This is a genomic window from Psychrobacter arcticus 273-4 (assembly GCF_000012305.1).
Classification (GTDB): domain Bacteria; phylum Pseudomonadota; class Gammaproteobacteria; order Pseudomonadales; family Moraxellaceae; genus Psychrobacter; species Psychrobacter arcticus.
This window is the reverse complement of the sequence record NC_007204.1, coordinates 1,298,245-1,318,625: the sequence shown is the minus strand read 5'-3', so window position 1 is coordinate 1,318,625 and position 20,381 is coordinate 1,298,245. Positions and strand designations below refer to the sequence as shown.

General features: G+C 41.5%; 24 protein-coding genes. 13 read left to right on the top strand and 11 right to left on the bottom strand.

The features are described from left to right. Window positions 1–24 precede the first annotated feature (24 nt). Window positions 25–990 carry a hypothetical protein gene (locus tag PSYC_RS05760; RefSeq protein WP_011280380.1) on the top strand — a complete coding sequence of 322 codons (966 nt, stop codon included), beginning with the start codon at window positions 25–27 and terminating at the stop codon, window positions 988–990. Window positions 991–992: 2 nt separating this feature from the next. On the opposite strand, the gene PSYC_RS05755 is transcribed toward PSYC_RS05760, so the two are convergent. The 3 genes from PSYC_RS05755 to PSYC_RS05745 all read right to left on the bottom strand — a co-directional run bounded on the left by PSYC_RS05755 (window position 993) and on the right by PSYC_RS05745 (window position 3,207). Next, window positions 993–1,298 carry a DUF3817 domain-containing protein gene (locus PSYC_RS05755; RefSeq protein ID WP_406621535.1) on the bottom strand — a complete coding sequence of 102 codons (306 nt, stop codon included), beginning with the start codon at window positions 1,296–1,298 and terminating at the stop codon, window positions 993–995. A gap of 239 nt (window positions 1,299–1,537) precedes the next feature. Beyond that, on the bottom strand, window positions 1,538–2,500 hold the full coding sequence (locus tag PSYC_RS05750; RefSeq protein ID WP_011280378.1) for an acyltransferase: 963 nt from the start codon (window positions 2,498–2,500) through the stop codon (window positions 1,538–1,540). A 359-nt stretch (window positions 2,501–2,859) separates the two neighbouring features. Then, a complete protein-coding gene (locus PSYC_RS05745; RefSeq protein ID WP_227500364.1) occupies window positions 2,860–3,207 on the bottom strand; it encodes a hypothetical protein in 348 nt (115 codons plus the stop codon). A gap of 273 nt (window positions 3,208–3,480) precedes the next feature. Between PSYC_RS05745 and PSYC_RS05740 the strand changes: the two genes are divergently transcribed. From PSYC_RS05740 to PSYC_RS05705, 8 genes are all read left to right on the top strand, one after another. Further along, window positions 3,481–4,272, top strand: coding sequence for a putative hydro-lyase (locus tag PSYC_RS05740; RefSeq protein ID WP_011280376.1), 792 nt, complete (start codon window positions 3,481–3,483; stop codon window positions 4,270–4,272). 246 nt (window positions 4,273–4,518) lie between these two features. Continuing rightward, entirely contained in the window at window positions 4,519–5,031 is a 513-nt protein-coding gene (gene accB, locus PSYC_RS05735; protein ID WP_011280375.1) for an acetyl-CoA carboxylase biotin carboxyl carrier protein, read from the top strand. Window positions 5,032–5,089: 58 nt separating this feature from the next. Continuing rightward, window positions 5,090–6,436, top strand: a complete 1,347-nt coding sequence (accC, locus tag PSYC_RS05730) for an acetyl-CoA carboxylase biotin carboxylase subunit (protein ID WP_011280374.1) — start codon at window positions 5,090–5,092, stop codon at window positions 6,434–6,436. 88 nt (window positions 6,437–6,524) lie between these two features. Beyond that, window positions 6,525–7,178: a 5-oxoprolinase subunit PxpB gene (pxpB, locus tag PSYC_RS05725; RefSeq protein WP_011280373.1), complete on the top strand. Its 654-nt coding sequence runs from the start codon at window positions 6,525–6,527 to the stop codon at window positions 7,176–7,178. A gap of 52 nt (window positions 7,179–7,230) precedes the next feature. Further along, a complete protein-coding gene (locus tag PSYC_RS05720) occupies window positions 7,231–8,154 on the top strand; it encodes a biotin-dependent carboxyltransferase family protein (protein ID WP_011280372.1) in 924 nt (307 codons plus the stop codon). Further along, window positions 8,144–8,905, top strand: a complete 762-nt coding sequence (gene pxpA / locus PSYC_RS05715) for a 5-oxoprolinase subunit PxpA (RefSeq protein ID WP_011280371.1) — start codon at window positions 8,144–8,146, stop codon at window positions 8,903–8,905. The genes PSYC_RS05720 and pxpA overlap by 11 nt, the downstream gene beginning before the upstream one ends. Window positions 8,906–8,928: 23 nt before the next feature. Further along, window positions 8,929–10,116: an NRAMP family divalent metal transporter gene (locus PSYC_RS05710; RefSeq protein WP_011280370.1), complete on the top strand. Its 1,188-nt coding sequence runs from the start codon at window positions 8,929–8,931 to the stop codon at window positions 10,114–10,116. Window positions 10,117–10,139: 23 nt separating this feature from the next. Beyond that, window positions 10,140–10,562, top strand: a complete 423-nt coding sequence (locus PSYC_RS05705) for an acetyl-CoA carboxylase biotin carboxyl carrier protein (protein WP_011280369.1) — start codon at window positions 10,140–10,142, stop codon at window positions 10,560–10,562. Window positions 10,563–10,821: 259 nt separating this feature from the next. Here the strand turns inward: PSYC_RS05705 and PSYC_RS05700 are convergent, their stop codons facing one another. Next, complete coding sequence (locus PSYC_RS05700; RefSeq protein ID WP_041757653.1) at window positions 10,822–11,943, bottom strand: Fic family protein; 1,122 nt, start codon at window positions 11,941–11,943, stop codon at window positions 10,822–10,824. A 216-nt stretch (window positions 11,944–12,159) separates the two neighbouring features. Between PSYC_RS05700 and PSYC_RS11945 the strand changes: the two genes are divergently transcribed. Beyond that, the gene (locus PSYC_RS11945) at window positions 12,160–12,282 is read left to right on the top strand and encodes a hypothetical protein (RefSeq protein ID WP_264622168.1); all 123 of its coding nucleotides are present in this window, start codon (window positions 12,160–12,162) and stop codon (window positions 12,280–12,282) included. 59 nt (window positions 12,283–12,341) lie between these two features. Here PSYC_RS11945 and PSYC_RS05695 read toward each other — a convergent pair whose 3' ends face one another. Next, complete coding sequence (locus PSYC_RS05695; RefSeq protein ID WP_264622167.1) at window positions 12,342–13,304, bottom strand: LysR family transcriptional regulator; 963 nt, start codon at window positions 13,302–13,304, stop codon at window positions 12,342–12,344. A 101-nt stretch (window positions 13,305–13,405) separates the two neighbouring features. Between PSYC_RS05695 and PSYC_RS05690 the strand changes: the two genes are divergently transcribed. Together PSYC_RS05690 and PSYC_RS05685 are read left to right on the top strand one after the other, a co-directional pair. Beyond that, window positions 13,406–14,545: an alkene reductase gene (locus PSYC_RS05690; protein WP_041757651.1), complete on the top strand. Its 1,140-nt coding sequence runs from the start codon at window positions 13,406–13,408 to the stop codon at window positions 14,543–14,545. 464 nt (window positions 14,546–15,009) lie between these two features. Then, on the top strand, window positions 15,010–16,269 hold the full coding sequence (locus tag PSYC_RS05685; RefSeq protein WP_011280365.1) for an MgtC/SapB family protein: 1,260 nt from the start codon (window positions 15,010–15,012) through the stop codon (window positions 16,267–16,269). A 184-nt stretch (window positions 16,270–16,453) separates the two neighbouring features. Here PSYC_RS05685 and PSYC_RS05680 read toward each other — a convergent pair whose 3' ends face one another. Next, complete coding sequence (locus tag PSYC_RS05680) at window positions 16,454–16,927, bottom strand: hypothetical protein (RefSeq protein WP_011280364.1); 474 nt, start codon at window positions 16,925–16,927, stop codon at window positions 16,454–16,456. 232 nt (window positions 16,928–17,159) lie between these two features. On the opposite strand from PSYC_RS05680, the gene PSYC_RS05675 reads away from it, so the two are divergent. After that, the gene (locus PSYC_RS05675) at window positions 17,160–17,834 is read left to right on the top strand and encodes a hypothetical protein (protein WP_011280363.1); all 675 of its coding nucleotides are present in this window, start codon (window positions 17,160–17,162) and stop codon (window positions 17,832–17,834) included. A gap of 125 nt (window positions 17,835–17,959) precedes the next feature. On the opposite strand, the gene PSYC_RS05670 is transcribed toward PSYC_RS05675, so the two are convergent. The 5 genes from PSYC_RS05670 to PSYC_RS05660 form a co-directional block, all read right to left on the bottom strand. Further along, entirely contained in the window at window positions 17,960–18,715 is a 756-nt protein-coding gene (locus tag PSYC_RS05670) for a zinc-dependent peptidase (RefSeq protein WP_011280362.1), read from the bottom strand. A 97-nt stretch (window positions 18,716–18,812) separates the two neighbouring features. Next, the gene (locus tag PSYC_RS11940; RefSeq protein WP_011280361.1) at window positions 18,813–19,034 is read right to left on the bottom strand and encodes a Fic family protein; all 222 of its coding nucleotides are present in this window, start codon (window positions 19,032–19,034) and stop codon (window positions 18,813–18,815) included. Between the two features lie 68 nt (window positions 19,035–19,102). Beyond that, a complete protein-coding gene (locus PSYC_RS11935) occupies window positions 19,103–19,528 on the bottom strand; it encodes a virulence RhuM family protein (protein ID WP_011280360.1) in 426 nt (141 codons plus the stop codon). An 80-nt stretch (window positions 19,529–19,608) separates the two neighbouring features. Next, the gene (locus PSYC_RS12005; RefSeq protein WP_083756036.1) at window positions 19,609–19,773 is read right to left on the bottom strand and encodes a helix-turn-helix domain-containing protein; all 165 of its coding nucleotides are present in this window, start codon (window positions 19,771–19,773) and stop codon (window positions 19,609–19,611) included. A gap of 168 nt (window positions 19,774–19,941) precedes the next feature. Beyond that, a complete protein-coding gene (locus PSYC_RS05660; RefSeq protein WP_041757648.1) occupies window positions 19,942–20,145 on the bottom strand; it encodes a hydantoinase B/oxoprolinase family protein in 204 nt (67 codons plus the stop codon). Window positions 20,146–20,381: the final 236 nt, after the last annotated feature.

The window sequence follows — 20,381 nt, the reverse complement described above, 5'->3', positions numbered from 1 at the left end:
CATAAACTGGTTTGGTATCACTTCATGAGCGACAAAAAAGACAAGCAAAGCGCCGACTTAGAGGCAAATTTAGCAAAAATCGCTAATACTAAGCCACGACTGCGTAATCGTAAACACAATATCTATGAGCGTTATATCACGCGTGTCGAAAGTGTTGAGAATACAGAAAATGAGGGCGCGCCAACTGTTAGCAATACTCACGCCTATAATGAGATTGATGCTGGTCTTAGCACAAGCTTACTGGACAGTCCTGGTCAGCAGCATACATTACAACCGCTAAAGAACGCTGACAAGCTGTCTTCGTATGAGCCAATAAGTACAACAGAGCTAGAATTATTTGCCATTCAAGAGCAAGATAGTGTGGAAAATATAGCAGGGTTGCAGATATCTGATAACACGAGTACATCGGTAAGCTTGGACTTCTCTGATGAAGAAAATGAGAGGGTTATACATCCTTTAACGATAACAGAAGCGACTGATAACGCAGCACTGGTAGATACTACTACTGACGTAGACGATAGTAGTAGTACTATTGATGATAACGTAAACAATGTGCCTTCAATAACCCCAGTAGCACCCATTAAAAAACCGCTTCTCATAGGCATGGTGCTTGGCTTACTAATGATTTCTGGTTCTGTATTAACGTTAATTGCTACTGGTTTCTTATCCACTGGTAATATGTCTACAGAACCTGCTGCCGCTGGCACGCCTGTTAGTAATAGTATCACCAAAACAAGCCTAGTAACCAAGCAAACGGCTACCGGCACTGAGCAAAATTTTGTGGTAGAAGCTAATACACCACCTTCTATTGCTGAAGGGCCCACTGATTCTGACCCTGCCAAATCATCAACGCCTAAAACGCCTAAGTCTCAAACGGACGCAATGATTAATGAAGCAGCTGTTAGTGTGCCTAAAGCAGATACTGCCATCACATACGAAGATTTTAGAGAAGAGTCACAAAACACGCTATATCGTGAAGCCAATGACTAGCGTCATGAAAATCTTTGTCTTAGACAACCTTCTCGCTTTTCTTTTTTCTTTAGGCTCTTTTTTAACCAATGGTCGAATATAAACGGACCAAACGGTAAGAACGAGCCAAGCACGCCAGCTGGGATCGCCCATATAGGCATCTTGATCTTGACGGCTGTGCCCATGAGTACAATGATATAGGCGATGAATAAGGCACCGTGTGCCATACCGATATATCTTACCCCTTCTGGGATGTCCATCATGTACTTTAGTGGCATAGCGATACAGAGCAATAGTAAGAACGAGGTACCTTCTAGATAACCTGTCATTGTGAGAGCTTTTAATGCCGTATTTTGTTCTGTCGTAAGATTAGAGGCGGTTTCAAACGTTGGCTGAGCCTGTGGCACTGTATTTTCCTTTTATGATTAAAAGTACGCTACGGGTTATTCAAAGCTTATATTCTGTAAATAACCAAGCAATAATAGTAGCCTTCGCGCGTTGCTATTATTGCTTTCTGGTAAAAACGAGTGAAATGAAAAAAAATCAGGTAACGAGAAGAGCTTGTTAACTAAGCATCAGGGGCAGGGGGCTTGCCTTCAAATTCAGCAAGCATCTTAGTAATGAGTTGATCTTTTTGCTGCCACACTTGCTCAACCCAGTCGAACATTTGCGCTTTTATCGCCTCATCTGTCTCATATCTGCCATTTTGAATACTGGCAAATAAGTCATCAGGCATCTTAATATGTCTGACATCGACGCCCAAACGCTTGATATTGCCTTTCCATAAGTCACTATACGTCGGCACACCGTCAGGGTAGACCATGGTCATGTCTAAAATACCATCAATGTCTTCGCCAAGCGCACTAATCGCCAGAGATAGACCGCCAGCTCGTGGTTTAAGCAAATGTTTATAGGGCGACTGCTGCTTATCCCTTTTTGCGGTGGTGAAACGTGTGCCTTCTAAATAATTTAACAGCGTAAAAGGCTTGTCTTTCAGCAGCGCGCAGGCGCGTTTTGCTTCTTCGATATCTTTGCCCTTCAAAGCAGGATTTTTAGCAATCGCTTCTTTAGAATGTCGACGCATCATTGGAAAATCGAGAAAATAGAAAGCTTGACCAATGACCGGTATATATATCAGCTCAAACTTAGTAAAAAATCGCGTCAATGGCAAACGCTTTTCACTAATATATTGCACGATACTGGTATCAACCCACGACTGGTGATTGCTTACTAGTAGATACTTGCCTTTAGTATAGATATCGTCAGGTAGGCTGATACGCCAGTCTTTATCCGGCAGTATGTTATCGATCATCGCATTATTGCTGTTAATCCAATAATTGGTCACATCAATGACCGCTTTATCAGCAATAGCTGCACCAGTAACGGCTTTGGCTGCACCCATAATCCATACAGGGGGACCCGCCAACATACTATTAAAAGTAATAACACCTGTGGCTGTGGTCAGCGAAGCGACCTTGCCAAGTTTAGGATTGCGTTCATGTAGTTTTTGAACGAATGATTTGAATCGCATGTTAAATCCTCTTAACCTTACATATTATAAGTTGTTAATAACGTAGTGGCATAATACTAGCAGAAATCGATAGTCGTGTTTACGTATTTGGTTTGGCTTTACATTTCGCTGTTAGGCGCAGATATACCTAATAAAGTAGATACATCATGTTTTGACGCGGCACTGGTATAAATTTTTCTGGCGTGCTGTGCCTGCGCAGACAGAGGCTGCAAAAAATTCATTCCAGTCCCGCTGTATCGTTTTTATACTGGGCTTACTATAGCAAATACAATTGAAAGTGTGACAAACCGCAAACCATAAAAAATCCAGTGCTAGATACTTAACACGGGATCAATAAAACCGATTAATTAAAGCACTAATTAGCTTTGAAGCTGGTCAATCATACTTTGGTATTTGTCTTTTTTATCAGAAATCTTACTACGTTCTTCTTCTGCATTATCTACCGATCCTTCAGATTCTGCTATTTTCTTATCAAAAGCTTCTAATTCGGCAGTTTTGGCATCGAGAAGTCTGTTAAGCATGATAGCAACCGCTTTTTCAGAAACGTCATGCGTCATATTAGAAGCTTCAGACGTAAAATTATCTTTAAGCTTAGCGGCCCATTGGTAGATATTAGCTATCGTCGTACCGTGCTTAATCTGGCATAAGCAGCGTTCTTTGGGTAAAGCGGCTACTTGGTTAAAATCGGCAGCGATTGCTCTAAACAAGTAACATGAGCACATGTTACTTGTACAATTGTTTATTGCAATTTGGAAGTAAGGTCAAGCATGCGCCTATACCTCAAATAAACTCTGTGTAATTTGTCATTATTTATGTGTGATATGCTCTGATTTGCACCACTCATGCCTTGTCATTTTAAAAATGTTCTGATAGGTTACATAACGATAATATAGTTATCTATATATAAAATATTGTTACGGAGCGCCGACTCAACACAGATTTTATCTGCCAGAAATGAAAAAACGTAAGAGGTTGTAATTATGTTAGATTTAGCAAATATGACGCCAAAAGAGGTCAGAGCGTTAATTGGTAAAAATGAAATCAACAAGCCGACTTCTGGCATGTGCAAAGGTCACATACAAGCAAACTTAGTCATAGTACCCAAAAATTTGGCCTATGATTTTTTATTGTTTGCACAAAGAAACCCAAAATCTTGTCCTATTTTAGACGTAACAGATGTTGGTAGTTCAGAACCACGGCTGATGGCGAAGGGCGCAGATTTGAAGTCTGATGTCCCAATGTATCGAATATATGAATTTGGCGAGCTGGTGGCTGAGGTGTCAGACCTAACAGACTATTGGAGAGAGGACTTGGTCTGCTTTCTTCTAGGATGTAGCTTTTCCTTTGAGTCTGCCATGCTCAATGCGTCTATTCCTGTTAGACACATTGAAGACAATCACAATGTTCCGATGTATATTACAAATATAGAAACCGAGCCTGCGGGACAGTTTCATGGAAAAATGGTGGTCAGCATGCGACCAATACCTTATCCATTAATCACAAGAGCCGTACAAGCCACCTCTCGGTTTCCACAAGTACATGGCGCGCCTATCCATATTGGAGACCCTAGTGTCATCGGCATAACAGACATTCATTCTCCCGATTTTGGTGATGCATCGCTCATAAAAGAAGGTGAAGTGCCTGTATTTTGGGCTTGCGGTGTGACGCCTCAAAGCATCGCAATGACTAGTAAACCAGAACTGATGATAACGCATTCACCAGGGTATATGTTTATCTGCGACCCAAAAGATGAAGACTTGGCAGTTCTGTAATTTTTGATGGCAACGCCATTTTAAGTTGAGTGTAAAACAATCAGTCTTACTCTGCGTCATAAAAAACGCACGAAGGAATGGAATCCAATCTGATTTTTCAACAAGCTTCAAGCTTCTCAACAAATAAAAACGTACTGCTTAGAAGTAAGGCCCTAGTTACATCGCAAGTTACATCGCAAGTTACATCGCACAAATTTTTTATAAAAAATAATTATTCACTTTTACTCTAATGAAATAGCCAATAATATGAATATTAACTTTACGGATCTAGAAAAGCTGATCAAGATCGCAGAATGCGCTGACATACAATCTTTAGAAGTGACCGATGGTGATGCGCGTATCTCTATCGTTTGTCAGCCTAATAGCAATGAAATCAGCGGCAACCACACTGGTAATAATCCTCGCTCAAAGACATCTCATTCAGAACCACAAACTGCACCCTCTGACAACAACACGTCTAATAATACCAGTGTAAACAATAACCCTATTGATGAAACTGTGACTATAAAGGTCGAAGAAAACCAAGTATTGGCTCCTATGCTCGGTACTTTTTATCTTCGCTCTGAGCCGACAGCTGAGGCGTTCTTTAAGGTGGGCGATCAGGTAGCAGCAGGGCAGACACTATGTATCATTGAAGCCATGAAAATGATGTATGAGGTAAAGGCAGAAGCTGACTGTACGATTCAAGAGATTCTGATCGATGAAGGTGACGTCGTAGAATATGCACAGCCCTTATTTATTATATCGCCAAACCGTTAAGGCCAATCAACATTGCATAGACGCTGTATTTGACGCTATATTCTTTAGGGAAACAAACATGTTCACAAAAATTTTAATTGCCAATCGTGGCGAGATTGCTCTACGTATTATCCGAGCTTGTAAGCAGCTGGGTATTCAGTCAGTCATTGCACATTCTGAATCAGACAAAGAATCGTTACCCGTACGCCTAGCCGATGAAAAAATATGTATCGGGCCTGCCAATGCCACACATAGCTACCTTAATCAACGAGCACTTGTTTCTGCTGCCAAAATCACCAACGCGCAGGCCATCCATCCAGGCTATGGCTTTTTGTCTGAAAACGCAGACTTTGCTGCCTTAGTTGAAGACTCAGGTCTCACATTTATTGGCCCAACGGCCGACAATATCAGAAATATGGGCGACAAGGTTGAAGCCAAAAAACAAATGACAATGGCTGGCGTGCCCTGTGTTCCTGGTTCCGATGGCGCTTTACCCGCTGATTCAGAGCAAGTTATCAAGATTGCTAGTGACGTTGGTTATCCGGTCATTATTAAAGCGGCAAGTGGCGGCGGCGGTCGTGGTATGCGCGTGGTCGAAAAAGAAACTGATTTACTATCTGCTATCTCTATGACGCAAACAGAGGCCAAAGCCAATTTCGGTAGCGCGATTGTTTATCTTGAAAAATACTTACAAGCACCTCGTCATATCGAAGTGCAAGTCATGTCTGACACCCACGGCAATGCCATTTATTTAGGCGAGCGTGATTGTTCTATGCAGCGCCGTCATCAAAAAGTCATTGAAGAAGCCCCAGCACCCGGTATTACCGAAGAGCAACGTCAGAAAATAGGGCAAGCATGCGTAACGGCTTGCGAGCAAATGCAGTATAGAGGCGCAGGCACGTTTGAGTTTTTATATGAAAATGGCGAGTTCTTTTTTATCGAGATGAATACCCGTGTGCAAGTCGAACACACCATTACTGAGATGGTAACAGGCGTCGATATTGTGCAAGAGCAAATAAGAGTAGCTGCAGGACTTGCGCTAGCACACAAACAGAGTGATGTCGCTATTACTGGACACGCTTTTGAGTGTCGTATTAATGCTGAAAACGCGCAGACATTTTTACCGAATGCTGGACGAATAGACTACTGCCACATGCCAGCAGGGTTTGGTATTCGAGTAGATAGCCATGCTGAGTCGAACTACACCGTGCCGCCCTCTTATGACAGTTTGATCGCCAAGATATGTGTACAAGATCGCTCAAGAGAACAAGCGATAGAAAAAATGCGTGCGGCCTTATCAGAAGCGCAAATTACGGGCATTGATACCAATATTGGTTTGCATCAACGACTCTTTGAAGATGAGGTGTTTTGTCAGGGTCAAATAAGCATTCATTATCTAGAAAAATGGATACAAGACAATATATAAATCAAGTCTTGCTTGCAAAAACGAAAACCAAAGCTGAAATTAGAGTCAGAATTAAGATAGAAAATAAAAAGTAAAGGAGTGCGTGCTGATGGAACTACAATGGCAAATATGCAGTGAAACCAATCTAGCATTGTTTTTCCCTAAACCGATCACCTTAGAAAAACAACAAAAATGCTGGGCTTTATCAGACAGCATCCAAAAAATGCCAGAAGTCATCGAAGTGGTGATTGGTATGAATACGCTCAGTGTATTCATCTTACCATTAACATGGGCTAAGCTTAATATCTTCAAAGACAAACTGTCGGCACTGCTCAATGATATCCCTTCAAAAACCATTCAGGGTAAGCATGTCGAGATACCAGTGCATTACGGTGGTAAATATGGCCCTGATCTGGCGGCCATGGCGAATGACCTAAACCTCTCAGTTGAAGCCGTTGTTGAGCTACACACTAAAGCCACTTATACCGTTTATTTTATAGGTTTTCAGCCAGGGTTTCCTTATCTTGGCGGCTTGTCTGAGTCATTGTATTTTCCAAGACATGCCATACCTAGAACCCAAGTGCCTGCAGGTTCAGTGGGTATAGGTGGCGAGCAAACGGGGATTTATCCTTTTGCTTCGCCAGGCGGTTGGCAGTTACTAGGCCAGGCGAATACTGCTTTATTTGATTCAACCAAGACCTCTCCGACGTTGCTTAACGCAGGCGATACTTTGACATTTACAGCGATTGATATTCATCAATAAGCGGTAAATAAAAGATGCATGAATCAAAAAGACAAATAAACAGGTGGTATCAATGAAAATTATAACCGCAAGTGCCCTTGCCAGTATTCAAGATTCGGGACGACTGGGTTACCGAAGCATGGGCGTGGGTAGAAATGGCGTGATGGACAGTTGGGCGCTACAAGCAGGTAATGCTTTGATGAAAAACGAGGCAAACGAACCCGCTATTGAAATAGCACTGGGCGAGTTAACCATACAGTTTGAAGAAAGCGTTTGTTTTTGCTTAACGGGCGCTTTATACGAGGCCTATTTAGACGACCAGCGTGTTCCCTGCTATTGGCGTATCAATGCGAAAGCTGGGCAAACGCTTAAACTTTTGCGCCCGCTACAAGGCATGTATACCTATTTATGTGTGCACGGCGGCTTTGAGATTGAGCCAGTATTGCAGTCGATCAGCACCAATCTCAAAGCAGGATTTGGCGGATTTGAAGGTAGATACTTAAAAGCCGATGACACCTTAACGGTAAAAACTGAATCAAGCCTGCCTGTAATTGGGGTGGCTCGACTTGCGCCAACCGATGTCATTAGAGTGATAAAAAGCAGTGAGTATGACTGCTTCACTGAATCGTCTCAACAAGCGTTTGAAACCCAACCATGGAAACTACAAAGCAATAGTAACCGTATGGGCTATCGTCTGGAAGGGACAACAGCGCTTGAATTTAGTGAGCCGGTACAAATGAGCTCACATGGCGTTGATATTGGTATGATTCAAGTGCCGCCGCAAGGGCAACCGATTGTCTTAATGGCAGACGGACAAACGACGGGCGGCTACCCTAAAATTGCGACCGTTATCAATGCAGACATAGGTCTGATGGCACAAATTAGATTTGGTAAAGCCTGTCAGTTTGTCGTTGTATCGTTAGAGCAGGCGATACATAAACAACAGAAAAGACAACATTATATTGATCAAATAAAGGAGTATGCCAATGAAAATTGATTTAAATGCTGATGTGGCTGAAGGCTGCGGGCAAGATGATAAATTATTAACGATAGTCAGCTCAGCGAATGTCTGCTGCGGCCTTCACGCTGGGTCTTATAGCGAGATGCTAGCAACGTTGCAATTGGCAAAAGAAAACAACGTGAGCGTAGGCGCGCATCCTGGTCTAAACGATAGAGAAAACTTTGGCCGTATTCATCAGCCGTTAAGTGAAGCCAACTACCGTGCTTTGTTGGTGTATCAGTTGGGGGCAACCAAAGCGCTCTGTGATTTGGTGGGTGTACCTTTAGAGTATGTTAAACCGCATGGTGCGTTGTACAACCAAGCCGCAATTGATGAAGCACTATCAGATATTTTAGTGAGTGAAATCAAACGATTTGATCCAAATCTAAAGGTCATGGGTTTGTCTGGCGGCTATTTGGTTAAGTCAGCCAAAAAGCATGGTTTAGAGGCAATATCAGAAGTGTTTGCCGATAGAAACTATGAAAAAGACGGCTCATTGGTCTCTCGTAGTAAAGACAATGCCCTGATAACCGATACAGATGATGCGATTAAGCATGTGTTGCAGATGATTACTGAAGGGACCGTCACCAGTGTTTGTGGCCAAATCGTACCCGTAGAGGCGCAAAGCATCTGCTTACATGGGGATGGTGAACACGCCATTTTGTTTGCACAAGAAATAAAGAAACAACTAGAGCTTAAAGGTATCAAGATATCAAGATATCAGCCCACTAATCATTTGATTAAATAATCCCATATAGAACAAGGATGTTTATGAGTACCCTAAAAAAACACAATACCGCCATTTTAGGCGCGGCCTTTCTGATGGCCACATCAGCAGTAGGGCCAGGGTTTTTGACCCAAACCGCCACATTCACCGAAAGCCTAATGGCAAGTTTTGGCTTTGTTATCTTAATATCTATTATTATGGACATTGGGGTCCAGCTTAACGTTTGGCGAGTAGTCGCTGTCTCCAAAAAACGTGCACAGGAAATCGCCAACTTGGTGTTCCCTGGTGTCGGTTACTTGCTCGCTTTTTTGATTATTGCGGGTGGTCTTGCTTTCAATATTGGTAATATTGGCGGTGCAGGACTTGGTATGCAGTCCATGTTTAATATGTCGCCTATCACAGGTGCGCTGATTAGTGGTGTGATTGCAGTCGCCATATTTTTGGGCCGAGAAACGGGTCCTATGATGGATAAATTCGCTCAGTTGATGGGCTTTATCCTTATTGTATTGGTCATTTATGTGGTCTTTAAATCTGACCCACCATTAGCAGAAGCCGTCAGTAAAACCATCATGCCTGACAAGATTGATGCAGTCGCTATCGTGACGCTAGTAGGTGGTACGGTTGGCGGTTATATTACCTTCTCAGGTGCGCATCGCTTATTAGAAGCAGGTGTCAGCGGAGAAGAGAACTTAAGCTCAGTGACCAGAAGCTCTGTCTCTGGTATTTTAATTGCCTCTGTGATTCGCGTGTTTTTATTCCTTGCGGTATTAGGTGTGGTGTCTCAAGGCTTTGCATTGGATCCCGCCAACCCAGCCATGTCGCCTTTTGAATATATTTTAGGAAATGCAGGTAAAGTTATCTTTGGTATGGTGATTTGGGCTGCTTCTGTGACCTCGGTTATTGGTGCTGCTTATACCTCTGTGTCTTTTATGACCAACTTTCATCCATTCATTGAAAAGCACAAACGCTACTTTATTATTGGTTTCATCGTTATCTCAACAATGGTATTTGCCACTATCGGTAAGCCTGCACAAGTACTGGTATTGGTCGGTACGTTAAATGGTTTGGTTTTACCTATCGCTATGGTCATTATTCTGATTGCCGCCTACAGAAAAAATATCGTTGGCAATTATAAGCACCCTATTTGGATTGCGGTATTTGGTTGGTTAATCGCCATCGTCATGAGTATTTTGAGCGTCATGACCATTGCTAAATACCTTGGCATGAATTAAAAAATTAAGGTAAGGAATGTATTATGGATATAGAGCAAATAGCACGTGTGGTCAAACTGATTGAAAGTAGTCAGTTGCATGAAGTCACGATTGCAGACAACGGGCAGTCTATTAAGGTGGTTAACAATCTAGGTGTGCAGAGTAGTGTCAGCTCTAATTCTATAGATGCCACGCCTACTCATGAGCCTGAACAGAAGGGTGATGATGTCTTGCAAGTATGTGCCACTTACGTGGGACAGGTCTACTTAAGTGAAGACGATGCAACAGACAACTTAGTCAAAGAAGGAGACTATATTCAAAAAGGTCAAACCATTTGCTTCATTGACGAATTGACCCGTTTGCAGCCAGTGATTAGTAATCAAGAAGCTATTGTCACGGCAGTTTTGGTTGAAAGTGGACAGAACGTTGAATATGGGCAGCCTATTTTCGCGTTAGCCCGTAGTTAAAAATGGGTATTAAATCCAACCGAATCTAAACCCTTTAAGTGCTATCATCTATCGCTTAAAGGGTTTTTTATGTGCTGAGCTTTAGTATTAGCCACATCATGTATCTCATACATTTCATATAAGCTATGCTTCAATCGATGCCACCACCTGTTATGATAAGGGTTCAATATTACTACTCTGAAATGATTGACTGTTTCAGAAAAGGTGTAATAGGCTGGCAAGCAGGGTAGTACGCTGTATTTATGTTAGGTTATTGAGTTTACAGCATCACCTCATAACTCGTACTACGCCCTGAGGCATCAGATTTTTTTAACATGCCTTTTTCTACTAAGTCATTAATGTCCCTTAATGCAGTATCAGCTGAACACTTAGTGATCGTCGCCCATTTTTTGGTCGTCAGTTTGCCATAAAAGTTCGTCAGTAAAATATTGAGCACAGTCACCTGTCTTGTATTTAGCGCTTGTTGACGATGCGTTTGCCAAAAACCTGCTTTGCTAATAATCTTATTGGTTGTTGTCTGTGCAGATAACAGTGCTTGCTCTAGTGTCTGTAAAAACCAAATTAGCCACTCAGTCACATCCGAGTCGCCTTTTTGCGTGCGCTCTAGTATTTTGTAATAGTCATTACGCTGCTTGAGTATTTGGGCCGACATACTATAGAAGCGCTGCTGACTATCATCACTTTGCGCTAGCACACGCTCGGTGATGGCACGAGTTAAGCGGCCATTGCCATCATCAAAAGGGTGTAATGTGACAAACCATAAATGAGCGATACCTGCTTTGATAACCAGATCTAAATTATCCTGCTCATCAGTTGCTGTATTGAACCATAACAAGAAACGCTCTAATTCTATAGGTAGTCTATCAGCACTTGGTGCTACGAAATGAACCTGCTCGCGTCCGTAGCCACCAGAGACTACTTGCATAGGCCCTTTGCTATCATCACGGATTCCCCCCGTGTTAATACGATACAGACCACTATATCCTGTTGGAAACAAAGCGTGATGCCACCCCAACAAGTCAGTCAGTGCCAGCGGCGATTGATAGCTATAGGTGGCTGCGAGCATCATCTCAACGATGGCATCAATCTCACGCGTCGCTGCTGGCATGTCACTAGTGTCTATACCCAAGTGACGCGCAACAGAAGAGCGCACCTGCTCATTATTCAGCGTCTCACCTTCAATCTCAGATGTTTTAACCACTTCAAGTGTCACTGCATCCAACTGTGCTTCAACGTTTAAGTCAAACCCTAATGTTGATAGCTGTCCTAGCAGATGGCCTTGTAATATCCGTACACGGCTAACCAATGGTAGCAACTGTTTATCTGACCAGCGCCACTTTGTCCAATCTGGTTTTTCATGATTGTAGGTCACATATTTCATCATTTTTCTCAGAGGATACGGTGATTAATCATGCTATTCAATGCATATTATGCGGAGATTATTACGGTTATTCAATGCATTTTAAGTGTATAGGCACATGTTTATGGAAATAGTGGTGTACGTACATTGATTTTTGTTGATAAAGAACAGCCTTGATTTAACAGCAATTAGGATAAAGTAAGGCGCCACTTAGCAAAACTGATTATGGGTGATGTGATGACTCTATATTATGAATTTGCAGACTACAATCTTGGTGCATTTGGTAAGCGTGCAGTCTGCAATATTGATCAATCCATCGCCGATAAAGATTTGATATCTTCTTTTGAGAGTATTGCATAGGATATAGGGTTAGTCTGCATATTCAATAAGATAACTTTAAGATTGGCCAATCCTATACATTATAAGTTTTGTAATTGTTCAATTAACCAGCGATGTATACCGCTGTCGCTGGTACGTGGATGCCATGCCGCGATTACCTTAAAGGTAGGCGGTAATGCTTCGACTTTAAGCTCTTTAACTTTATTGTTTGGTAATAACCGTGAAGGATAAAAGGCAATCATATCGGTAGTGTGCAGGATATCTGGCACTGCTGAGAAGCTAGGAACTGACATCACAATATGGCGTTTGAGCCCTTTTTCTGCAAACCATTGATCATGCGAGCCGCGCAAATTGGCACGCGAAGGTGATACCACCAGCTGCGGGTGTGCGGCAACTTGCGCCAGTGTGAAGATATCTGTTGCAAAGGTGTTTTTATAACCTGTCACACATAAATGTTGTTCTTCAAATAGTGTCACATAGGATAAGTTATCAGGGATAAACTCTGGAAAAGTAATCAGCAAATCAAGTTCGCCTGCCGCAATAAGCTGATTGATATTGTCTGAGGCAAAATCTCTCACTATCAGCCTTAAATCAGGCGCTTCACGGCGCGTTATATTAAACAACTGCGGCAATAATGCCTGCGTCGCATAGTCGGTTGCGCTAATCGTAAAGACGCCTTTGTATGTTTGCGGCGTAAACACCTCTGGCTCTAACAACACTTCCAACTGTTTTAATATATCGCCGATAGGTTGCTGCATCGATAGTGCTTTTGGGGTTGCCACCATGCTATTGCCTTGACGAATAAACAAACGATCATCAAGCAAATCCCGTAGCTTACGCAACTGCTCACTAATCGCTTGTTGTGTCAGTCCCATTTTGCGCGCGACTTGTGAGAGATTTTGTAGATCAAGCAGTGCGTGCAATACTCTAAGCTGCTTGATATCAAGCCGATTCATACCATTCATACCATTCATACCATTCATATTATGTACCATTAATAATTGTATCCCAAACAATAAAGGCTTGTTTCTAATTGTACCCATAAAACTCTATGCTGACCAACATTGCTTACGCAGCCATTCAACCTTAAAAAAGGATGTGGCTCAAAGAATAAGCCTATCCGTTTGCTTTAAAAGAGAGTGTTATGAAACAACCTATGCCAAATACCAGTACATTATTTTCCTCTATACAACTTGGACCTTATACTCTTAAAAACCGTATCGTGCTGCCGCCTTTGACACGCTGTCGTAGCACGCAACCTGGCAATATTCCTAATGATTTAATGGCAAGCTATTATGCACAGCGTGCCTCAGCAGGTTTTATGGTGACTGAAGGTACACAGATTGAGCCAAGAGGCCAAGGTTATGCGTGGACGCCAGGGATTCATTCACCAGCACAAATTGAAGGCTGGAAAAAAGTCACGCAGGCAGTACATGCTAAAGGTGGTATTATTTTTGCTCAGCTGTGGCACGTTGGACGCGTGTCTCATACCAACTTACAGCCAAATCAAAATCAGCCTATCGCTCCATCTGCTATCACCGCTAATAACGTCAAAGTATTTATTGAGACAGGTCCAGGCGAGGGCGCTTTAGCCGACCCAAGTGAGCCACGCGCACTGAGCACAGAAGAAGTGGGTGAACTGGTCGCTATGTACGCACAAGCCGCGCGCAACGCACTAGAAGCGGGTTTCGATGGGGTAGAGCTACACTGTGCCAATGGCTATTTGGTGAATCAATTTATCTCTGAGCATAGCAATACACGTGATGATCAATATGGTGGTTCGCTGACCAATCGTCTGCGTTTTTTAAAAGAAGTGGTTGCTGCCGTCAGTGATGTGGTTGGTGCTGATCGTTTAGGCGTACGTTTTGCGCCTTTATTTGCAAGTACTAATGAGACTCGTGTGTATCTAGGGCTGGTAGAAGCAGATCCTCATCATACCTATATTGAAGCGATTAAGGTTCTTGAACAAGCGGGCATTGCTTACTTATCCATTGCAGAGGCTGATTGGGACAATGCGCCTGATTTACCAGAGCCTTTTTATCAAGCCGTCAGAGCTGAGTTTTCACAACGTATTATTTATGCAGGTAAGTACACTGTGCAAAAGTCGGTCGATATATTATCTAAAGGTTATGGTGATTTATTTGCTTTTGGTCGTCCTTTTATTGCTAATCCCGATTTACCTGAACGCATAGCCAATAATTGGTCACTCAATGAAGTAGATCCTGCCACGATGTATGGTGGCACTGCCATTGGCTACAGTGATTACCCTCGCTATCAAGAATAATTAAAAAACGAAAATAGTGCATAAAACAAGGTCAATCACAGCCTTGTTTTCACAGCAGCAGGCGACGGCTATAAGCGGTGCGATGAAGCTTCAAACTGCACATAGTTTGAAGCTTCATCGCATATTAGTAGGATATGTCGGACTGTATCCAATGCACTAGAAACCTAATTATCTAAAACCCGTGCTATCATTAACTCTAAAACAGTTTATTGGGTTTATGTTTATGTAAAATAAGGTTCATTAATTTTACTATATACAAGCTATTGTTATATAAGATAAATACTTTATTTTTATGAATAAATAATTATTTTTAGTTCATGAAAATGAACAACTACATACATGTATTAGATTTTAGCTATAGATCACCAAGACAGGTGTAGTTTGATTTTTATCGTCATGCTGCGTAATCAAAACCTCCCAAGTTTAGTTATACGGATTTGACAGCAGGGGTCATGGAGAGTGGGATGAATTTCATAATTGTTAATACATTTACGATTGAACCTGTCCAAAATTTAATTACTGCAACTACTGCAGCACTAGGTTGTGGACTACTCATTGGTCTAGAAAGAGAGCGTAGCAAACAACGTGGAAATCAACACAGCTTTGCAGGTATTAGATCTTTTGCAATTTGCTCTCTATTAGGGGCAATTTGTTTTTCTTTCGGTTTTTTTATAGGACTCATAGGGGCATTGATAGTAGGTAGTATAAGTATCATCTCTATTAATAAACAAATTGAAGATCCAGGTGTAACAACTGAACTTGCTTTTATACTCACCTATTTTATAGGTGGACTATGTTTATGGCATATTTCTTATGCAGCTGCACTTACAGTAGTCCTTACCTTCCTTCTAATGACAAAGCATTCAATGCATGGAGTAGCGACTAAATGGATTACTGAGCTTGAATTCAAAGATGGTATCTTTTTACTTGCTTTACTTTTAATTGCACTTCCTTTAACCCCCAATAGGGCTCTTTGGGGTTCAGTACTAAATCCTTATATTATTTTAAAATTATTGACATTGGTTTTAGCAATTCAAGCACTAGCACATATGGCAAAGAGGCTTCTATCATCACGCCACGCCATGTTTTTATCTGCTTTAGCATCAGGATTTGTATCCAGTACAGCCACGATTGCAAGCCTTGGAATAGAAGTTCGTCATGGTCGTGCAGATGCAAAAGAAAATGCTGGAGCTGCCCTTATATCCTGTGTCGCAACATTGGTACAACTTCTTATTATTGTTGCAGGTGTAAGTTTTACTTGGCTTAAAATTTTATTATTCCCATCTATTATTGCAATAATAATTTTAATTATTCCTGGAATATGGTTGATGAGAAAAACTCGATCCGGAGAGAAAGTTAAGTTAACTGATACACCCATGTTTAGTTTAAAAGAGGCAGGTATCATTGTAGTTACACTTACTATTATTCAAGTAATTGTTTATGGTTTAAGTTTATGGCTGGGTGACGCTGGTCTTATTGCAGGAACCGTACTTACTTCTATCTTTGAGATACATGCAGCAATGGCTGCCGTAGTAATGCAAGGGAACCCAACTAACCATATTTTATTGCTCGCCTTATTATTAGGTTTAGCTACACATGCAATTTCTAAATCAATTAATGCGGCAATTACTGGTGGTTTTCAATACGCACTTGCTTTTGTTCCAACCCAAATTATTCACATGACTGTTTTAATTATCTTGATATATACTATGACGAATAATTAAAAAATTTCTCATAGACACTATATATCAGCAACTCTAAAACAGCCTATTTAACATAATATACATTATGCGAAAACAAACCAACGGCTTTAGAATTTGGGCACATCATATTTTGTATAATGCTATTTGCTAATCATCCCATTGATTTCTATTAGCAGTTATTTGATGTCGATATATTAATTTCCCATTAAGGACAGTTTTTAAGCAAATGCGCTCGTAAAGATGTTCCATCCTCGTCTAAGATTACATCTGCCACTTGGCACGCAGAATTATCACAGGACAATTCATAATAAACATTATGGCCATGCGCTAAGCTGACTTGAACCAAACCTCTGGTCGTCACCGAAAATTGCTTGTCTTGTGCATAATCAGGATCTTGAGAATTCCACAATACATCATAACCCACATGACAGGATGTTTGCGCTTTAGCAAAGTAATCTTGCTCACGCTGCATGGCAGCCTTTAGATCCGGATTGGCATATTGTTGTAATACCACTGGGTTATCCATTCCTTCATTACTCACATCCTGCTGGTACATCTTAGCGACAGTATCAATTTTCATGGCAAAAGCTGTCTGTAATGGCTGCGTTAGATTAGCAGTAGCCGTGATAGCAGAAAACCCTATTGTGAGTATCATTATAGAAAATATCATTTTTTGCATGGCACCCTCCATGAAATATGACGTTTTAAGTGTTATATTCATTAAATCACATACAAACTACTACTTTACTACTTTACTGCTTAATTGTGTCTATCGAGTTTATTAAAAAACACTGTTTACACAGCACCATTATAAACTTTGATGCGTTATTAGTACTATTGATTGGTAAATATACATTGAATCTAGTATGTGTTTTGGATTGACTTAAATAAGCTACGATAAGGATATTGTTATGATGCCATCTACTCGTTCTAATATTTTTCAGTCTTATCTTTATAAGCTATCAACCGCGGCGGGTTTTGGTTTAGTGCTAGCAATCACAGGGTGCCAATCTTCTGCTGAATCCAACGCCAGCACTCCAAATCAATCAACTGGCAACCCATCTGTACCTATAGTCTCAGATATGAGCCAGCAAACGCTCAAACAGCAAGCACTGCGTATTCAGCGCGCGCTTGCCAATAATGATTTTTCTAGAATCATAGATGATATTCACCCAACTCGTGGCGTACGTTTTTCGATGTATGCTTACGTAAGGACTGATACGGATAAAGTCTTTAGCCGCGAGCAGTATGCTCAGTATCTACAACAATCAAAAATTCGTTTCACTTGGGGCGAAAAAGACGGTACTGGCGAGGCATTGGTAGTACCACTACCAGAATATCTAAGAACTTGGATTGATGCTAAAAAATATAATAATAGCGCTATTAGAATCAATGAGTTCCATCAAACTGCTGGTATGATTAATAACTTAAGAGATATCTATCCGAACTCAGATGTTGTTGAATTTCATGATAAAGGGTCTGAGGAATATGATGGTATGGACTGGCGTATAATGCGCTTGGTATTTGATAACTATCAAGGTAAGCGCTATTTGGTGGCCATTATTAATGATAGATGGACAGTATAAATATATTGTAAGCATATGATTTATTAGGAATATTCTATATAAAAAGGACAATATATTGTTTGTGATGTACTGCCCTTTTCGTTTACTTCAACTATTATATATTTACTTTTTGATATACATAAATCTTACGGTCTTGGCTCAAGTGGCGTTTGCCGAAAAAATTTCACCATTATCTCGTAAATATCAGGATAAGCATCAATCAGCTTTTGCGGCGTCTCAAAAAACACTTCACTCAGTACCGCAAAAAATTCCGCAGGATTGGTCGCGCCATAACGGTCAAAACCTGATTTATGATGGCTTTGAAAATCCTCAAAATCTCGCGTCATAATCTCAGTCCAGCGCACAGGATCCATATCCGGTTGTAGCGGCGGAAAACCATTGGCGCGACCATTTAGCATATCAAGCTTATGTACAAACTCATGAATGACGACATTGTGACCATCGCGCTCACCTGAGTGTTTGGCATCCTTCCACGACAGAATAACGGGGCCGCGCAGCCACGCTTCGCCGCTGCGATGCTGACTGCCCTCATGAACGATACCCAACTCATCAACGGTGGTGGTTTCGCTTTTGTAAGAACCCGGATAAATAATAATGGCCGACCAGCCAGCGTACCACTCAAGGCTTAGGTTTAAAATAGGCAGGCAAGCTTGTAAGGCGATAGATTGCTTGACCGCATCGGTAATCTCGAAACCCTGCGCGCCAGTAATCGACTTATCCGCCAAAAACAACGTCGCCAGCTCAAACAAGCGTGTTAGCTCATCTTCGTTCAACCTACCAAGTATCACAATACGCTGAGCCGCTTGCAGCCAGTCAGCATGGGTAAACTCGCTGCTGTCCAATATGCGCTGCTCGCGCCAGTCTTTTGTCATGCTAAACATATTGAAGTTCCTTTAGTTTTTGTCGTCAGACTGTGCTTTTTATTATTAGCGTTATGCGTTTTATGGGGTTAAGTGGTGCTGATAATAAGCCTGTTTATCAAGATTCTAAAGACAGCATATTCATAATTAATTTAATCAAGGTTTCTTTTTGGTTGGGGTCAGACTCGGCAACCAACAAGGTTAATGCGGCAAGCCCCGTGTTATTAATAACCATGTCACCTTTATCATTAAGCAGTCGATTATTACGATGCAAAAAATCTACAAACAAAAAAGCGCCGCTGCGTTTATTACCATCGGTAAAAGGATGGTTTTTGACCATAAAGTACAGCCTTCATCGGTTTTCAGCTCGGGACTTTGGGCGGTTTTTCTAATTAAATTTAAAGCTTGTTATAGCTCGCTTGAATTTTTATCAAAGCGCTCTTGATTGAGCGTATAGCCTTGAACCAAGTATTCACGTAGGCGTTGGGTTGCCCATATACGGAACTGAGTACCTTTTTTGGAATTAACCCGATAACCCACAGAAATAATAGCATCTAGATTGTAAAAGCGAATGTTGCGTCGAACCTGCCGACTTCCCTCTTGACGAACTACCGAGGATTGCTCGGTAGTTGCTTCTGGGTCTAACTCACCTTCCTTATAAATATTTTTTAGATGCAATCCTATTGTATCAGAGTCTTTTTCAAACAGCGTAGCCAATTGGGCCTGCGAGAGCCATAGAGTGTCATGTTCTAAGCGTATCTCTATCTGCGCCTGTCCATCAGCGCTTTCATAAATCTCTACTTTTGCTGTTTTATCATTCGTAGCATCAGTCATCTTAGTTTTTCCTTAATATACGCAATTATGCTCAATTCGTAAATCATACAGCGACTGTATGACAGGGTACATGACAATGACTATCCTATACCTGTGTTTGGGGTGTTTCGCGGCGTATAGCCGAAATGCTGCTTATAAATGCGTGAGAAGTAACCTTGGTCGCCATAACCGACTCTATGCGCCACTTCATCGATGGTTACGTAGCTTTTGGTTTTTAAGATATGATTGGCCTGCTTTAAACGCAGCGACCATTGCTGGGGTTAAAGTAGGGTTTTCTAGGTGCAAATAGACGTAATGCTCGATGCACTTTAGGTGCACCGATTGTATGGACGAGCTGCTACTCATAATTACCTCTTTCGGAGCGCTCAATGTCAATACAATAAGGTTAAGCAGCTGCTCTAAGATTTTAACCTCTAATGAATGGGAATATCTTGCCCTTGCAAAATCATCTCAGGCAAATGATCAAACAGCGCATTACTATAGTCATGGGCTAAGTTAAAGACACTCGAACGGGCGGTTTTTTCTAAGGTGGTTGTCCTCTCACGCTGCGCCGTTTCTAGGGCGCTAGGTACGACAGACAAGGTAATAGGATCTATAGAGGGGTGAGCGTTGCTCATGAAAGACTCCTTGTCGAGAAATTTGGGTCAGAAGAAGCGCGTTTGTATAAGCTAAATAAGAATATTCCGGTCTATATGACCATTTATCCTTACCCTTCAGCACGCGCTTTATCTGGCTTATCATCTATCCTAATGATCAAGATTTTTCACTATAGCGAGGTTTTGGCAAAATAGATTGACTGTGCGTGCAGAGTTTTTGACTGTGAGTGTATAGCTGTATCAATAAGCAGCCTGTT

Coding starts and splice junctions, on each gene's coding strand:
- pxpB (WP_011280373.1), top strand. CDS start 6,525: ATGGAACTACAATGGCAAATATGCAGTGAAACCAATCTAGCATTGTTT.
- accC (WP_011280374.1), top strand. CDS start 5,090: ATGTTCACAAAAATTTTAATTGCCAATCGTGGCGAGATTGCTCTACGT.
- PSYC_RS05670 (WP_011280362.1), bottom strand. CDS start 18,715: ATGTTTAGCATGACAAAAGACTGGCGCGAGCAGCGCATATTGGACAGC.
- PSYC_RS05660 (WP_041757648.1), bottom strand. CDS start 20,145: ATGAGCAACGCTCACCCCTCTATAGATCCTATTACCTTGTCTGTCGTA.
- PSYC_RS05720 (WP_011280372.1), top strand. CDS start 7,231: ATGAAAATTATAACCGCAAGTGCCCTTGCCAGTATTCAAGATTCGGGA.
- PSYC_RS11935 (WP_011280360.1), bottom strand. CDS start 19,528: ATGACTGATGCTACGAATGATAAAACAGCAAAAGTAGAGATTTATGAA.
- PSYC_RS05705 (WP_011280369.1), top strand. CDS start 10,140: ATGGATATAGAGCAAATAGCACGTGTGGTCAAACTGATTGAAAGTAGT.
- pxpA (WP_011280371.1), top strand. CDS start 8,144: ATGAAAATTGATTTAAATGCTGATGTGGCTGAAGGCTGCGGGCAAGAT.
- PSYC_RS05750 (WP_011280378.1), bottom strand. CDS start 2,500: ATGCGATTCAAATCATTCGTTCAAAAACTACATGAACGCAATCCTAAA.
- PSYC_RS05700 (WP_041757653.1), bottom strand. CDS start 11,943: ATGAAATATGTGACCTACAATCATGAAAAACCAGATTGGACAAAGTGG.
- PSYC_RS05680 (WP_011280364.1), bottom strand. CDS start 16,927: ATGCAAAAAATGATATTTTCTATAATGATACTCACAATAGGGTTTTCT.
- PSYC_RS05740 (WP_011280376.1), top strand. CDS start 3,481: ATGTTAGATTTAGCAAATATGACGCCAAAAGAGGTCAGAGCGTTAATT.
- PSYC_RS11940 (WP_011280361.1), bottom strand. CDS start 19,034: ATGGTCAAAAACCATCCTTTTACCGATGGTAATAAACGCAGCGGCGCT.
- PSYC_RS05675 (WP_011280363.1), top strand. CDS start 17,160: ATGATGCCATCTACTCGTTCTAATATTTTTCAGTCTTATCTTTATAAG.
- PSYC_RS05710 (WP_011280370.1), top strand. CDS start 8,929: ATGAGTACCCTAAAAAAACACAATACCGCCATTTTAGGCGCGGCCTTT.
- PSYC_RS05755 (WP_406621535.1), bottom strand. CDS start 1,298: ATGACAGGTTATCTAGAAGGTACCTCGTTCTTACTATTGCTCTGTATC.
- accB (WP_011280375.1), top strand. CDS start 4,519: ATGAATATTAACTTTACGGATCTAGAAAAGCTGATCAAGATCGCAGAA.
- PSYC_RS05760 (WP_011280380.1), top strand. CDS start 25: ATGAGCGACAAAAAAGACAAGCAAAGCGCCGACTTAGAGGCAAATTTA.
- PSYC_RS05695 (WP_264622167.1), bottom strand. CDS start 13,304: ATGGGTACAATTAGAAACAAGCCTTTATTGTTTGGGATACAATTATTA.
- PSYC_RS05690 (WP_041757651.1), top strand. CDS start 13,406: ATGAAACAACCTATGCCAAATACCAGTACATTATTTTCCTCTATACAA.
- PSYC_RS05685 (WP_011280365.1), top strand. CDS start 15,010: ATGAATTTCATAATTGTTAATACATTTACGATTGAACCTGTCCAAAAT.
- PSYC_RS11945 (WP_264622168.1), top strand. CDS start 12,160: ATGACTCTATATTATGAATTTGCAGACTACAATCTTGGTGCATTTGGT.